Consider the following 14,768-nt stretch of genomic DNA (forward strand, 5'->3'; position numbering starts at 1 on the left):
AAAGTGGCTTGTTGTTGTTGAAAATTTAGGCAATTCTTTACGCATACTTCACTCAGTGAACGTGATGGCTATGAAAAAGAAGCTGGTATTGGCAATTTCTCTCTCGGCAGGCGGTGCTTACGGTGCCGAGCTTCAGCCGTGGCTGTCCTTAAAAAACCTCTTCGCTGTGTTACCTGCAACATTGAAGCCCCTGAGCCCTGAAGAAAAGCGACTGCGCAGTGCTTTTGATGCCATTGAGGGCGGAATTAATGCCCCCAATGTCGGTTTAAGTCTGGTGAGTAGCGAGTCAAAACTGGACGGTGTGGCTTGCCAAGCAAATGGCTGTGAAAACGGAGATGCGGTCAGTCTCAGTCAGCAGCGCAATGGCTTGTCTTGGAACTTGCCCAGCGCGGGTGATTTTTCGTTTTCGCCACGAGCCGAAGTGGTTCGCTATCAGTGGTCTAGCCCTAGCCAAAATTTGGTGAGCAGCAGTAATTTCGGTATGGGTGTAGGCATAGACAGCCTATACAAACTAAGCGATAGCTATTCGGCGTATGCCAGTGCGGGCATGATGCAAATGACCAAGGGCAGTGCTTACGAAGGGCTGTTCGGAGTGCGTCGACAGTTCAGCGATGCCAGTTTGTTTCTGGAAGCCCGTTGGGCTGACTTGAGTCAGCCCAAGCAGATTGAAAATGCCTATGACTTTAGTAACTTGCGCATAGGCATTTCACATCAGTTCAAAGGACTTTAGCGCTTTAAGGCTTCGGGTAAATGCGGTGCTAGCGTCGTTAGCAAGCCTTTAAACACCTTAGCGTTGCCTGCAACAATATTGCCGGATTCCAGATAGCCGTGACCACCGGTAAAATCTGAAACCAAGCCACCTGCTTCACGAATAATCAGTTCGCCCGCGGCGATATCCCAGGGTGCTAAGCCAAACTCAAAGAAGCCATCTAGACGACCCGCAGCTACGTAAGCGAGGTCTAGCGCAGCCGAGCCTGCACGACGTAAGCCTGCTGTCTGACCGGCCACGGCTTTGAACATATTCAAATAGCCATCCATCGCATGCATTTGGTCAGGACGGAAGGGGAAGCCGGTACCGATGAGCGCGCCTTCCAAGCCACGACGTTCCGACACACGGAGGCGACGGCCATTCATGGCGGCACCGCCGCCACGGCTGGCGCTAAAGGCTTCGCGGCGCATCGGGTCCAGTACCACCGCATGCTCGGTCACGCCATTTTGCTGAATAGCAATGGACACCGCATATTGCGGAAAGCCATGAATGAAGTTGGTGGTGCCATCGAGCGGGTCGATGATCCAGAGCCATTCCTGTTCGCCACCTTTGCCCGCCTGAAAGCCTGACTCTTCCGCTTGAATGGCATGGGTGGGGTAGGTCTTGCGGACAAATTCAATAATGGCGCGCTCGGCGGCTTTATCGACTTGTGTTACGTAGTCGTTAAGGCCTTTGGCTTCGACATCGACGAGGTCGAGGCGATCGGCGGCCTTAGCGATAATGTCGGCGGCCAAGTTAGCGGCGCGCAGCGCCATGGTCAGCATGGGTTGCATGGAACAGACTCTGATAAAGAACGGTTGAAGCGCATAGTGTAACATGCGCGACCTATGAACATCTCGACTCGCATCATCCTCGTCAACACCTCGTTGCCGGCTAACATCGGTGCCGCCGCACGCGCCATGAAAACGATGGGTCTTTACGACCTCGTTTTGGTGGCACCGAAACAATTTCCGCATGCCGATGCCAGCTCCCTGGCCTCTAGTGCATCAGATGTGCTCGCCAACGCGCGGGTCGTCGCGACGCTCGAGGAGGCCATTGCAGACTGCCAGCTTGTGTTGGGCACGAGCGCGCGCAATCGTACGATTGGTTTGCCCCAGCTCGATGCGCGAAGCGCTGGCTCGACCGCGCAGCAGCATGAGCAAGCGGGAGCTAAGGTGGCGATCATTTTTGGCCGCGAAGACCGTGGCCTCACTAATGAAGAGCTCATGCTCTGCCATGCCCATGTGTTTATCCCAACCAATCCTGTCTATGGCGTTCTGAATGTCGCCGCCGCGGTGCAAGTATTGGCCTACGAAGTCCGAATGGCCTGCTTGTTGGCTGAAGATACGTGTGATGAGTTTACCGGGACGTACTCGCAGCGTCCCCAGCCTGTGCCCGATCCGCTGGAGCAGCAAGGCATGCCCATCACGCTAGTGCCATGGGATGAAGAGTTGGTCAAAGGCGAAGACATGACGCAGTTCTACGAGCACTGCGAGCGCACGCTAATTGCGGTGGGTTTTTTGGATCCGGAAAATCCCCGTCAGATCATGACGCGTCTGCGCCGACTGTTTGGGCGGACACGATTGGATCGCCCAGAGTACAATTTGTTGCGTGGTTTCTTTAAGCGCGTATTGGCGTTGAGCGGCGAAAAAGTTGGCCGTGGCGGCGTTATTCTTACCGCGAAGTCTTCGGGGAAAAACGATGTTTGAACGCATTCGAGAAGATATCGACTCTGTCTTTGCTCGTGACCCGGCTGCGCGGACCCGCTTTGAAGTTTTTCTAAACTACCCCGGTCTACATGCCGCGATGGCGCATCGCTGGTCGCATGCGCTATGGCATGCGAATTGGAAAGGGCTGGCCCGTTTCATTTCGACCCTATCGCGATTTTGGACCGGAATTGAAATACACCCCGGCGCGAAGATAGGCCGTCGTTTTTTTATCGATCACGGCATGGGCGTGGTGATTGGTGAAACGGCTGAAATTGGCGACGATGTGACTCTATATCACGGCGTCACGCTGGGCGGTACTTCCTGGGATGGTGGCAAGCGCCACCCCACGCTAGAAAATGGGGTGGTTGTAGGCGCCGGTGCCAAGGTGTTGGGTCCGATTACTGTCTCGGCTGGTGCACGTATTGGCTCGAATGCCGTCGTCGTGAAACCTGTCCCGGCTGGTGCCACCGTTGTGGGTACACCGGGTCGCATCATTATTCGTACCGAAGTGGATGCAGAAGAGCAGGCGCGCCGAGACTATGCGGCAAAAATTGGCTTTCAGGCCTACGCCGCTAACCCTGACTTACCCGATCCTGTGTTGGACGCCATGCGAGATATCTTGGATCACATGCAGGCCAATGAAGCGCGCATGGATATGTTCTGCAAAGCACTGAAAGAGGCCGGTATTAATGTCTGCGATCAAAAGCCGGACGCTCTACTAGCCACTACTTTGGCTACGGTAAAACCCGATTAAGTGGCAGGGGCATGCGGACTCTAGAGTCATGCTTGCCCCTAAATTACTGATCGCGGCGTCTGGCAATCTGAGGCTGATCTCCCTACAATCCCGACCGTTCTACTGGGTCTAATACTTGACTGTTTTACTTGGTTTTAATACCCTAGTGAAATACTGGGTTAAGTAGTGGAGATGTTGCATGCGATTAACGACGAAAGGCCGCTACGCTGTAACGGCGATGTTGGACTTGGCGCTGCATGCGCAAAAAGGCCCAGTCAGCTTGGGCGATATTTCCGATCGCCAATCGATTTCGGTGTCGTATCTCGAGCAATTATTTGCCAAGTTACGCAAAAGCGGCTTGGTCAGTAGTGTGCGCGGCCCCGGTGGCGGTTACCAGCTGGCGCATCTGGCCGGCGAAATTTTTGTGGCCGATATCATTGATGCAGTGGATGAGTCGGTGGATGCCACCCGCTGTGGCGGTCAAGGCGATTGCCAACAAGGCGTAACTTGTCTGACGCATGAACTATGGAGTGATCTCAGTGATCAGATCCATCATTTCTTGGCCAACATCAGCTTGCAAGAGTTGCTGACGCGGCGTCAGGTGCAGGCCGTGTCGATTCGCCAAAGCGAAGCACAAGCGCGCCGTCGTCTGGATATTGAAGCTGGTGCCAGTCTGGCAGTAGCTAACTGAATTGAGTGTTAGGGGTAATTCATGAAGCGTCCGATCTATCTCGACTATTCCGCGACCACGCCGGTGGACCCGCGTGTGGCCGAAGCCATGATGGATTGCCTGCGGGTAGAAGGTAATTTTGGCAACCCAGCGTCGCGTTCGCATTTTTATGGCTGGCAAGCCGAAGAGGCGGTTGAGGATGCGCGTGGTCATGTGGCTGCGTTAGTGAATGCCGACCCGCGCGAAATTGTTTGGACATCCGGTGCGACCGAGTCCAATAACCTCGCCATTAAGGGCGTTGCCGGTTTTTATAAGAGTAAGGGCAAGCACATTGTGACCTCGAAGATCGAGCACAAGGCCGTGTTGGATGCTTGTCGCCAGCTTGAGCGCGAAGGCTTTGAAGTAACCTATCTTGACCCGGAAGCCGGCACCGGCCTGATTCATCCGGCGGCGGTTGAAGCCGTGTTGCGCGATGACACTTTGCTGGTTTCGCTGATGCATGTGAACAACGAGATTGGCACCATCACCGACATCGCAGCGATAGGCGAGATCACGCGTGCGCGCGGCATTCTGTTTCATGTTGATGCCGCTCAGTCGACCGGCAAAATTGACATTGACCTCGACAAAATGAAAGTCGATTTGATGAGTTTCTGTGCCCACAAAACCTACGGTCCGAAAGGTGTTGGCGCGCTGTACGTCCGCCGCAAGCCCCGCGTACGTTTAGAAGCACAGATTCACGGTGGTGGACACGAGCGCGGCATGCGTTCGGGTACTTTGGCCACGCACCAGCTGGTCGGCATGGGTGAAGCCTTCCGCCTCGCGAAACTGGAAATGCATGAAGAGCAGGCACGTTTGCGTGTATTGCGCGACAAGCTTTGGATGGGCTTGCAGGGGCTGGAGCAAGTGTTTCTGAATGGCGATGCCGTTCAGCGCATCGCCGGCAACCTCAATGTCAGCTTTAACTTCGTTGAAGGCGAGTCGCTGATCATGGCGCTGAAAGATCTTGCCGTTTCGTCAGGTTCTGCCTGTACCTCCGCCTCACTCGAGCCTTCCTACGTGCTACGCGCCTTAGGTCTCAGTGATGAGCTGGCACATAGCTCCATTCGTTTTACCCTCGGTCGCTTTACCACCGAGGACGACATCGATTTCGTGATTGGCCACGCCAGCCAAGCCGTCAACCGCCTGCGTGACCTGTCTCCTTTGTGGGATATGTACAAAGACGGCGTAGACATCAGTTCCGTGGAATGGGTCGCGCACTAAGCGCACCCTCTGCAACCAGGAGAAATATCATGGCTTACAGCGAAAAGGTCCTCGACCACTACGAAAATCCACGCAATGTCGGCAAGCTCGATAAGCTGGATGACTCCGTCGGCACCGGCATGGTGGGTGCACCAGCGTGTGGCGACGTGATGCAGCTGCAAATCAAAGTGAACGAAGCCGGTATTATCGAAGATGCCCGCTTCAAGACGTATGGTTGTGGTTCAGCCATTGCGTCCAGCTCGCTGGTGACCGAGTGGGTCAAGGGCAAGACCCTGGACCAGGCTGCCACGATCAAGAACACCCAAATTGCGCAGGAGTTGGCTCTGCCGCCCGTGAAAATTCACTGCTCGGTGCTCGCTGAAGATGCCATTAAGGCAGCGATTGCTGACTACCGTCAGAAGCACGGCGCCTAAGCGCAATATGTTTACTGGGGCCCGTGCCGAAAGGCGCTGGCACAGCTGAGGAGACACGAGTGGGTATTACCCTGACAGAATCGGCCGCGCGCCACGTTCAAGCTTGCCTCGAGGGTCGGGGCAAGGGTGAAGGCATTCGCGTCGGCATCAAGACATCCGGCTGCTCAGGCTTAGCCTATGTGCTGGAGTTTGTTGATGCGGTAGAAGAGGCTGATCAAGTCTTTGATTCTTTTGGGGTAAAAGTCATTGTTGACCCGAAAAGCTTGGCCTATCTCGATGGCACCCAAATGGACTTCGTTAAAGAAGGCCTGAACGAAGGCTTCAAGTTCACTAACCCGAATCAGAAGGGCGAGTGCGGTTGCGGTGAGTCTTTCACCGTTTAAGCGGAGTGTGGGTGTGAACCTGAATACGGACTACTTCAGCCTCTTTGGCTTGCCCGTGGTATTTGAGCTAGATGCCAATGCCTTGCAGCCTGATTGGCGAGCTTTGCAGCAACAACATCACCCAGACCGTGCCCCTGCTGATGATCCCGTAGCGCAACGTCAGGCGCTGCAAATGACATCGCACATTAATGCTGCTTATGACACGTTGCGCGATCCTGTGCGCCGTGCCCGCTACCTGCTGGAATTAGTCGGGCAGGGGGGAGATGCTGAGCGGGTCAGCGTCATGGACACGGATTTCCTGATGGCTCAGATGGAACTTCGCGAGTCGTTGGAAGAAGCTGCCGCCGTCCATGAGCTGGATGCCATTGAGGCAGAAGCCCAAGATTGGCTGGATGCGCTGCTGCGCGAGTTTCCTCTCGATTACGTGGCGCAGGATTGGCCTGAAGCCACAGATTGCCTGCGAAAAATGCAATTCATGACACGCTTGCTGGCGGAGATCCGCGAGCAGCGTGAACGCCTCGAAGACGAACTGGACGATTTCTGATGGCCTTGCTGCAAATCGCCGAACCTGGCCAGAGTCAAGCGCCACACCAACATAAACTGGCCATCGGGATAGACCTTGGCACCACGCATTCTCTCGTGGCCACGATGCAAAGCGGCTTGCCGCGTGTATTACCGGCAGAGGACGGCAGTTTCTTGTTGCCTTCGGTGGTTCGCTATCTGGCGGATGGCGCGGTGGTGGTGGGGGAGGCGGCACGCCAAGCGGCAGCCAGCGATGCCCTGAATACCTTAGTTTCCGTGAAGCGCTTCATGGGTCGCGGTCTTGAAGCGGCCCATCAGCTCGGCGACCAGCTCCCCTACGAGTTGGTCATGCACGACAACGGCATGCCCTATTTCAACACCATCGCGGGTCTAAAAAGCCCCGTGGAAGCGTCGGCTGAAATTCTCAATGTGTTGCGGGTGCGCGCCGAAGCGGCCTTAGGCGGCGATATTACCGGTGCGGTGATTACCGTCCCGGCCTACTTTGACGAGGCGCAGCGCCAGGCCACCAAGGATGCCGCCACGCTGGCTGGCCTGAAAGTGCTGCGTCTGCTCAACGAGCCCACGGCGGCGGCTGTCGCCTATGGGCTTGACCAACAGCACGAAGGTATCCACGCCATTTATGACCTTGGCGGCGGCACCTTCGACATCTCTATTTTGCGTCTGCATCAAGGTGTGTTCGAAGTGCTCGCCACCGGTGGCGACTCTGCGCTGGGTGGCGATGATTTCGATCATGCTATCGCCAGTTGGATTATGGCAGGAGCCGGCATTGTTAATCCGGATGCTGAAATTCAACGTCGTCTTTTGCAGACGTCGCGGCGCGTGAAAGAAGCGCTTAGTGCGCGTGATTCGGTGCCCCTGTCGTTGGCGGCCGGTACCGGTGGCGCACCGGCAGATTGGCAGGCGACGCTGACTCGCGAACATTTCGAATCACTTATTGCTGCCCGCGTGGATGACACCTTAAAGGCTTGTCGCCGCGCCCTTCGCGATGCGGGTCTGAAGCCTGCAGATTTGAGCGAAGTCGTCTTGGTGGGTGGCTCTACGCGTGTGCCGCTGGTGCGTCGTCGTGTCGCTGAGTTTTTCGGTAAGCCTGCATTGGATCATCTTGATCCAGATCAGGTTGTGGCCGTGGGCGCGGCGGTACAGGCCAATATTCTTGTTGGCAACAAGCCCGATAGCGACCTGCTGCTGCTCGATGTTATTCCGCTTTCGCTGGGCCTCGAAACCTACGGCGGCTTGGTTGAGAAGGTCGTGCCTCGCAACACCACCATTCCGGTGGCACGTGCGCAGGAATTCACCACCTTTAAAGATGGCCAAACCGCGATGAGCCTGCACGTATTGCAAGGCGAGCGTGAGATGGTCAGCGACTGTCGTTCGCTCGCGCGCTTTGAGCTGCAAGGTATTCCGCCGATGGTCGCCGGTGCGGCACGGATTCGCGTGTTATTCCAGGTCGATGCGGACGGCCTGCTCAGCGTCAGTGCGGAAGAAACGACATCCGGCGTGCGTGCTGAAATTGTCGTCAAACCATCTTGGGGTTTGCAGGATGACGACATTCTGCGCCTGCTGCGCGAGTCGCAGGCTGCCGCCGTGCAGGACATGCAAGCGCGTGCATTGGCCGAGGCCCGTGCGGAAGCCGAGCGCCTCTGGATTGCTACTGAAGCTGCCTTGGCGCAGCAGGGTGAATTGCTAAGTGCCTCCGAGCTGGCCGAGTTACAGGCCGCCGTGCAGGGCCTGAAAGCCCTGGCCATTGCCGACGATGCCGCTGCCATTACCGCTGCTGCTGAGGCACTTAACCACGCCAGCGAAACTTTTGCTGCCCGGCGCATGGACGCCGGCATCCGTCAGGCCTTTACTGGCAAGACGCTGACTGATTTCGAGGAACACTGATATGCCCAACATCATTCTGCTGCCGCACCACGAGATCTGCCCGAACGGTGCCGTGATTGAGGCTGAAGTCGGCGAAACCATTTGTGATGCGGCCTTGCGTCAGGGTTATGCCATTGAGCATGCGTGCGAGAAGTCCTGCGCCTGCACGACCTGTCATGTGGTGGTGCGCGAGGGATTTGATTCGCTTAATGAGCTCGATGAGCTGGAAGAAGACATGCTCGACAAAGCCTGGGGGTTGGAGGCGGAGTCGCGGTTGTCGTGTCAGGCGGTCATGGGTACTGAGGATCTCGTCATTGAGATTCCTCGCTATACGCTGAATCATGCTTCGGAGAAGCATTGATAGGGTGGGGCCGGCGCTAACGGGTGATACAGGTGCGCGCTCGCCGTGAATACGTCCAGCCCGCGCGTTGCATCGCGCGGTCGTTCACGCGGTTCGGCGCGATGCGCCGACAAACCCCGCGCTCACCCCTGTAGGCTCTCATGCGCCATTCATGGCGCATGACGGCGCGACCTGTTTCACCCGTTAGCGCCGACAGCTCTCTCATACGTCCCCGAACTTCCGGATTCCAAGAGGGTTCGCTGCGCGTCCCTCCTGAGATATTTAGCTGACTGCAGACGCGGGGCCACACGCTGAGCGCCCGAGGCGGGGAGTAGTTGTACAAACCGTCATGCGCCATGGATGGCGCATGGAGCCTCCATGGATGGATTCACGGCGTGTTTGAACAGCTCAATCCTGCCTCGGAAGCGGGCCAGCTAAAGAACCCAAACCATCTCTAGCAGTTACCCACAGACGCCGGTATAATCCGCGCCCAAGTTCTGGCATGACATGTGCCCGACGCCTCTTTCTAAATTGTGACACTGGAGCCCACCATGGCCGTTGAACGCACACTTTCCATCATCAAGCCCGACGCCGTTGGCAAGAATGCCATTGGTGCTATTTTCAGCCGCTTCGAAGCTGCCGGTCTGAAGATTGTTGCCACCAAAATGAAGCACCTGTCGAAAGCAGAAGCCGAAGGCTTTTATGCTGAGCACGCTGGCCGTGGCTTCTTCAACGACCTGGTTGCTTTCATGACTTCCGGTCCTGTTGTGGTTAGCGCTTTGGAAGGCGAAAACGCCGTTCTGGCCCACCGTGACATTCTCGGCGCCACCAATCCAAAGGATGCAGCGCCAGGCACCATTCGTGCTGATTTCGCTGTTAGCATCGATGAGAACGCTGCTCATGGTTCGGACTCGACAACCTCCGCTGCTCGTGAAATCGCTTACTTCTTCAGCTCGCTGGAAGTTTGTGCACGTACCCGTTAAGGTTGCGTAGGGCTCTGCGCTTTAATGGCGCAGAGCGGCCGTGAAAGCGGCGAGTTGATGCAAAGGCCGCAATACCTGAGTACTGCGGCCTTTGTGCATGATAAAAGTGGTAAAAATGACATGACTGACGCTGCCCCTATCGACGTAACTGTACCGCCCAAGGTCAATTTGATCGGGCTCAGTCGCGAGCAAATGGAGGCCTATTTCGCCACCCTGGGTGAGAAGAAATTCCGCGCCGGTCAGGTGATGAAATGGATTCATCAGCAAGGCATCACAGAGTTTTCTGAGATGACCAATCTGGCGAAGTCGCTACGCGTCAAGCTAGAGCAGTATGCGGAAGTGCGTCCGCCCAAAGTCACACACAAGCATTTCTCAGCGGATGGCACGCGTAAGTGGATCATCGAAGTGGCACCCAATGCTATGGTCGAGACCGTGCTCATTCCCGACGGCGATCGTAAAACCCTCTGTGTGTCGTCTCAGGTTGGTTGTGCCTTGGACTGCAGCTTCTGCTCGACGGGCAAGCAGGGCTTTATGCGCGACCTGACGCCGGCAGAAATTATTGGCCAGGTTTGGATTGCCAATCGCTCCTACCTCGATGATGGCGAATTCAGTGGTCGAAATGCGGACGGCGAATTAACCCGGACGCGCGCGTTGACCAATGTTGTCATGATGGGCATGGGTGAGCCGCTACTCAATCTCGATGCGGTTTTGCCGGCTATGAGCTTGATGCTGGATGACTATGCTTACGGTTTGTCTAAACGTCGTGTCACGCTATCCACCTCGGGCGTGGTGCCTATGATGGACAAGTTCACGCAGGCCATCGATGTGTCGTTAGCGGTGTCATTACATGCGCCCAATGACGAGCTGCGTAATGAGCTAGTTCCCATCAACAAAAAGTACCCGCTGAGTGAGCTAATGGCAGCGTGCAAGCGCTGGTTGGTGCACCATCAGGGCAGTGAAGTGGGTCGTCGTCGCGTGACCATGGAATACGTCATGCTGGCAGGCGTCAATGATCAGCCAGAACACGCGACCCAATTAATTGATCTGCTGCGCGATGTGCCCAGCAAGATTAATTTGATTCCGTTTAATCCTTTTCCGCATGCGCCCTATGACAGTACGCCGCGAGCACAGATTATTGAGTTTCAGAATCAGCTGATTCGTGCCGGCTACACCTGTACTATCCGTGCCACGCGGGGTGATGATATTGATGCCGCCTGTGGTCAGTTAGTTGGTCAAGTTAAAGATAGAACGCGTCGCGCTGAGCGCTGGCAGGCACAGACGCGCAGTAATGAGATTATTCGAGTTTAACTCGTTGAATTTAGAAATTTTTTGAGGATAGTTTCTGTGAGCTCGTCAGACGAAATGAGTGTATCTGCAAATGGCAATAGCACTAGCTCAACGCCCGGTCAGCAACTTCGGCTGGCGCGCGAAGCCTGTGGCTTGTCATTGAATGATGTGAACGCAGAAACCAACTTGTCAGTTAAGTATCTACAGGCGTTGGAAGCAGATGATTTTGCTGCCCTGCCCGGTTTGGCGTTCGCGCGTGGCTATGCTCGTCGCTATGCACAACTGGTGCACTTGGATGGCGCCACATTGATTGCCGAAATTGATGCGCTTGCTGCTTCAAAGGGCATTGTTGTTACGCCCGCCTTAGCAAGCTCCAATCCTGCGATGCAGCGAGCTAGTCTCGGTTTTTCGGAAGTCAATGCGCGGAAAGCGAGTGATGTGCCGAGTGTCATCCCTAAGCTGATGGCCATGTTGCAGCAAATCAGTATTTCGCAGATTTTATCGTTAGGCTCATTGGCACTGCTGCTGCTGTTATTGCTGGGCACATTGTTTTGGCAGGGTAATAAAACTGACGTCGTTGAACCATTAGCTGATCACGGCGTGCTTGATATCGACGCTGATGTAGCACAACAAGTTCCACCGGAAGCACCAGTGACTCCGGAGGTCATTAGCCCAGTGCCGCCTGTGGGTTCTGAGCTTGTCGGTGCTGTTACTACAGCGCAGCCCGCCACTGACCCAGCGTCAGCAACAGCAACAGCAACAGCAATTGCGCCTGATGCATCAGCTTTGCCTGCAGCCACGACCCCTGCGCCATTGTCGACACCGCAAACGCCTGTTCCAGCGCCTGTTGCCGCACCAGCACCAGCCCCTGCGCCGGTAACAGCCCCGGCATCGGCAACGAAAGCCACCACCGTTGCGCCAGCGCAGGCATCCCTCGTACCTGCTCCAGGCTCTACAGCGGTTGCTAGCAAGCCGATTGCACCTGCCACTAAGCCGGCCTTGGTGGCTGCGCCGGCACCTAAGCCGGTAGCGCCAACGCCTGTACCTGCCACGGCTATCAAGCCGGTAGCGTCAGTAGCACCGCCCCCCGGTATTGATAGCCTGAATTTTAGCTTTATCGGTAAGTCCTGGATCAGTGTGCGTGATGCCACAGGTCAGGAGTTGGTGTACGGCCTAAAAAATGCCGGCCAAGCTGTGACGGTGACAGGACAAGCGCCATTCTCGATCAACATTGGAAATGTTCACGTCACGTCATTGAGCCGTAATGGTCGGAGTGTGAACTTGAAACAGTATGCGCGTGGCGAAATTGCTAGTTTCCGTCTTGCACCGGTAGCGCCGGCACCCGTGCCTAAGCCCTAAGTATTTAAGCCCGTAACACCCAGTTAATGCGTTGTTGTGATTGAGGATGTGCCAAACATGCATGAGTCGCCGATCAAGCGCCGTCTGACCCGCAAAATTCGGGTGGGCAATCTATTTGTGGGTGGTGATGCGCCAATTTCGGTGCAGACCATGACCAATACCGAAACCTGCGATGTAGCAGCGACGGTGGCACAAATTCAGCGCTGTGTGACGGCAGGTGCAGACATTGTTCGTGTGTCAGTACCTTCGATGGAAGCAGCAGCAGCGTTTGGGCAAATCCGTAAGCAAGTGCCGGGCGTGCCGTTAGTAGCAGATATCCATTTTGATCATCGCATTGCCCTAGCGGTTGCCGAGCAAGGGGTTGATTGTTTGCGCATTAATCCGGGCAATATCGGATCGGACGACAAGGTTCGTGAGGTGGTAGCGGCAGCGCGTCATCATGGCATTTCAATTCGCATTGGTGTGAATGCCGGCTCGTTGGAAAAAGACCTGCAGAAGAAATATGGTGAACCGACGGGCGCTGCGTTGCTGGAATCCGCGATGCGCCATATTGATATTCTGGATCGACTGAACTTTCACGAGTTTAAAGTCAGTGTGAAAGCGTCCAATGTTTTCCTCACCTTGGATGCCTATCGCTTGCTCTCCGCGCAAATCGATAACCCACTCCACCTCGGGCTCACCGAGGCCGGTGTGTTTCGTTCGGGAACGGTAAAGTCAGCCGTCGCGATGGGTGGGCTGCTTTTGAACGGCATTGGAGACACCTTGCGCGTTTCCTTGGCTGCTGAGCCAGAGGACGAGGTCAAGGTTGGCTTTGATATTTTGAAGTCGCTAGGCATTCGCTCCAACGGCATCAACTTCATTGCCTGCCCTAGCTGTTCGCGTCAGGAGTTCGATGTCATTCGGGTTATGAATGCCCTTGAGGCACGACTCGAGGATGTCCGAACACCCATGGATGTGTCCGTCATTGGCTGCAAGGTCAATGGCCCGGGTGAAGCCAAGGAGGCGGATATCGGCGTGGTGGGTGCGTTGCCGAAAAGCTTGGTGTATCGCAACGGCGAAAAAAGCCATCTGATCGATACCAACAATCTGGTCGATGAAATTGAGGCCATGGTTCGCGCTAAGGTGGCCGACAAAGCCGCTGCTGATGCCAAATTAATTATTAAAGCGTCGGCAGAATAAGCCGACGCTTGCTGAGAAAGTTTAATGAGCCGTATTAACGCCATTCGTGGCATGAATGACATTCTGCCCGAGGCGACCCCTCGCTGGCAGCAGCTCGAGACTGCACTGCGCAGCTTGATGCAGCGCTACGGTTATCGCGAAATCCGTCTGCCGGTTGTAGAGCCCACGCCGCTCTTTAAGCGCGCCATTGGTGAAGTCACCGATATCGTTGAAAAAGAAATGTATAGCTTTGAGGATCGTAGTGGTGAGTCACTCACGCTGCGACCTGAAGGAACGGCAGGGTGTGTCCGCGCCTGTTTGGAGCACGGCCTAACCCATAACCAGAGCCCTAAACTTTGGTATACCGGCCCGATGTTTCGCTATGAGCGTCCTCAGAAAGGTCGTTACCGCCAGTTTCATCAGTTTGGCGTTGAAACCTTCGGCCAAGCTGGCGCAGATATGGACGCCGAACTCATTTTAATGACGGCGCGTTTGTGGCAATCGCTTGGTTTGACCGATGTGGTCTCCTTGGAGATCAACAGCCTCGGGGAAAGCGAAGGCCGTGCGGCCTATCGCCAAGCGCTGGTCACGTATCTGGAGCAATTTAGAACCCAGCTCGATGATGATTCTCAGCGTCGCCTAACGACCAATCCGCTCCGCATTTTGGATAGTAAGGATGCCAATACGCAGGCGATCCTAGTCAATGCTCCGCAGCTGAGCGACTACCTGGATGAGGGATCACGCCAGCACTTTGCGACTCTCTGTGCCCAGCTCGATGCGTGTGGCGTGACCTACCGCGTCAATCCAAATTTGGTGCGCGGTCTGGATTACTACAATAAAACCGTTTTTGAGTGGGTGACAACGGCGCTGGGCTCACAGGGTACTGTCTGTGCCGGGGGTCGTTATGATGGATTGGTGGCACAGCTGGGTGGGCAAGCAACGCCTGCCGTGGGTTTTGCCATTGGCTTAGAGCGACTGGTGTTATTGCTGGATGCAGTGCATCCCGTCTGCGAAAGCGCGGAAGCAGATGTCATGGTGCTGGCGCTGGGCGAGGGTACGGCCCAGCATGCTATTTGTCTGGCCGAGCAACTGCGGGATGCATTACCCGCGTTGCGTATCGTGTATAACTGCGGCGGTGGCAGCTTTAAATCGCAATTTCGTAAGGCCGATAAATCCGGCGCACAACTGGCATTAATTGTCGGTGAGGCCGAGGTCACGACGAATACGGTGGGAATTAAATGGCTGCGCGTGGATCGAGAACAAATTTCCTGTGCAATGTCGGATGCTGCTGAACACATTCAGCAGGTTTGGGCATAAGA

The 14,768-nt window shown here is 55.6% G+C and carries 16 protein-coding genes; 15 read left to right on the plus strand and 1 reads right to left on the minus strand.

The window, feature by feature from the left end; all coding sequences use genetic code 11:
* Window positions 1-70: 70 nt before the first annotated feature.
* Window positions 71-730, plus strand: coding sequence for a hypothetical protein (locus A8710_RS04080; RefSeq protein ID WP_157686277.1), 660 nt, complete (start codon window positions 71-73; stop codon window positions 728-730).
* Here the strand turns inward: A8710_RS04080 and suhB are convergent.
* Window positions 727-1,542: an inositol-1-monophosphatase gene (gene suhB, locus A8710_RS04085; protein WP_068858235.1), complete on the minus strand. Its 816-nt coding sequence runs from the start codon at window positions 1,540-1,542 to the stop codon at window positions 727-729. The genes A8710_RS04080 and suhB overlap by 4 nt on opposite strands.
* A gap of 54 nt (window positions 1,543-1,596) precedes the next feature.
* On the opposite strand from suhB, the gene A8710_RS04090 reads away from it, so the two are divergent.
* From A8710_RS04090 to hisS, 14 genes are all read left to right on the plus strand, one after another.
* Window positions 1,597-2,457: an RNA methyltransferase gene (locus A8710_RS04090; protein ID WP_068858236.1), complete on the plus strand. Its 861-nt coding sequence runs from the start codon at window positions 1,597-1,599 to the stop codon at window positions 2,455-2,457.
* Window positions 2,450-3,211 (plus strand): serine O-acetyltransferase, encoded by a 762-nt coding sequence (cysE, locus tag A8710_RS04095; RefSeq protein WP_068858237.1) that lies wholly within the window; start codon window positions 2,450-2,452, stop codon window positions 3,209-3,211. Before A8710_RS04090 ends, cysE begins: the two co-directional genes overlap by 8 nt.
* Before the next feature lie 178 nt (window positions 3,212-3,389).
* On the plus strand, window positions 3,390-3,881 hold the full coding sequence (gene iscR, locus A8710_RS04100) for a Fe-S cluster assembly transcriptional regulator IscR (protein ID WP_068858238.1): 492 nt from the start codon (window positions 3,390-3,392) through the stop codon (window positions 3,879-3,881).
* A gap of 21 nt (window positions 3,882-3,902) precedes the next feature.
* Window positions 3,903-5,120, plus strand: coding sequence for an IscS subfamily cysteine desulfurase (locus A8710_RS04105; RefSeq protein ID WP_068858239.1), 1,218 nt, complete (start codon window positions 3,903-3,905; stop codon window positions 5,118-5,120).
* A 29-nt stretch (window positions 5,121-5,149) separates the two neighbouring features.
* Window positions 5,150-5,533, plus strand: a complete 384-nt coding sequence (gene iscU / locus A8710_RS04110) for a Fe-S cluster assembly scaffold IscU (protein ID WP_068858240.1) — start codon at window positions 5,150-5,152, stop codon at window positions 5,531-5,533.
* Between the two features lie 59 nt (window positions 5,534-5,592).
* On the plus strand, window positions 5,593-5,916 hold the full coding sequence (gene iscA, locus A8710_RS04115) for an iron-sulfur cluster assembly protein IscA (protein ID WP_068858241.1): 324 nt from the start codon (window positions 5,593-5,595) through the stop codon (window positions 5,914-5,916).
* 13 nt (window positions 5,917-5,929) lie between these two features.
* Window positions 5,930-6,460 (plus strand): Fe-S protein assembly co-chaperone HscB, encoded by a 531-nt coding sequence (hscB, locus tag A8710_RS04120; protein WP_157686279.1) that lies wholly within the window; start codon window positions 5,930-5,932, stop codon window positions 6,458-6,460.
* Complete coding sequence (gene hscA, locus A8710_RS04125; RefSeq protein WP_068858242.1) at window positions 6,460-8,343, plus strand: Fe-S protein assembly chaperone HscA; 1,884 nt, start codon at window positions 6,460-6,462, stop codon at window positions 8,341-8,343. Before hscB ends, hscA begins: the two co-directional genes overlap by 1 nt.
* A 1-nt stretch (window position 8,344) precedes the next feature.
* Complete coding sequence (gene fdx / locus A8710_RS04130) at window positions 8,345-8,683, plus strand: ISC system 2Fe-2S type ferredoxin (RefSeq protein ID WP_068858243.1); 339 nt, start codon at window positions 8,345-8,347, stop codon at window positions 8,681-8,683.
* A 530-nt stretch (window positions 8,684-9,213) separates the two neighbouring features.
* Window positions 9,214-9,645: a nucleoside-diphosphate kinase gene (gene ndk / locus A8710_RS04135; protein ID WP_068858244.1), complete on the plus strand. Its 432-nt coding sequence runs from the start codon at window positions 9,214-9,216 to the stop codon at window positions 9,643-9,645.
* A gap of 120 nt (window positions 9,646-9,765) precedes the next feature.
* Complete coding sequence (gene rlmN, locus A8710_RS04140) at window positions 9,766-10,953, plus strand: 23S rRNA (adenine(2503)-C(2))-methyltransferase RlmN (RefSeq protein WP_094078691.1); 1,188 nt, start codon at window positions 9,766-9,768, stop codon at window positions 10,951-10,953.
* A gap of 54 nt (window positions 10,954-11,007) precedes the next feature.
* The gene (locus tag A8710_RS04145; protein ID WP_068858245.1) at window positions 11,008-12,291 is read left to right on the plus strand and encodes a helix-turn-helix domain-containing protein; all 1,284 of its coding nucleotides are present in this window, start codon (window positions 11,008-11,010) and stop codon (window positions 12,289-12,291) included.
* A 57-nt stretch (window positions 12,292-12,348) separates the two neighbouring features.
* Window positions 12,349-13,470 carry a flavodoxin-dependent (E)-4-hydroxy-3-methylbut-2-enyl-diphosphate synthase gene (gene ispG / locus A8710_RS04150; RefSeq protein WP_068858246.1) on the plus strand — a complete coding sequence of 374 codons (1,122 nt, stop codon included), beginning with the start codon at window positions 12,349-12,351 and terminating at the stop codon, window positions 13,468-13,470.
* A 24-nt stretch (window positions 13,471-13,494) separates the two neighbouring features.
* Window positions 13,495-14,766: a histidine--tRNA ligase gene (hisS, locus tag A8710_RS04155; RefSeq protein ID WP_068858247.1), complete on the plus strand. Its 1,272-nt coding sequence runs from the start codon at window positions 13,495-13,497 to the stop codon at window positions 14,764-14,766.
* Window positions 14,767-14,768: the final 2 nt, after the last annotated feature.

It is taken from the genome of Perlucidibaca aquatica (assembly GCF_001676655.1).
Lineage (GTDB): Bacteria > Pseudomonadota > Gammaproteobacteria > Pseudomonadales > Moraxellaceae > Perlucidibaca > Perlucidibaca aquatica.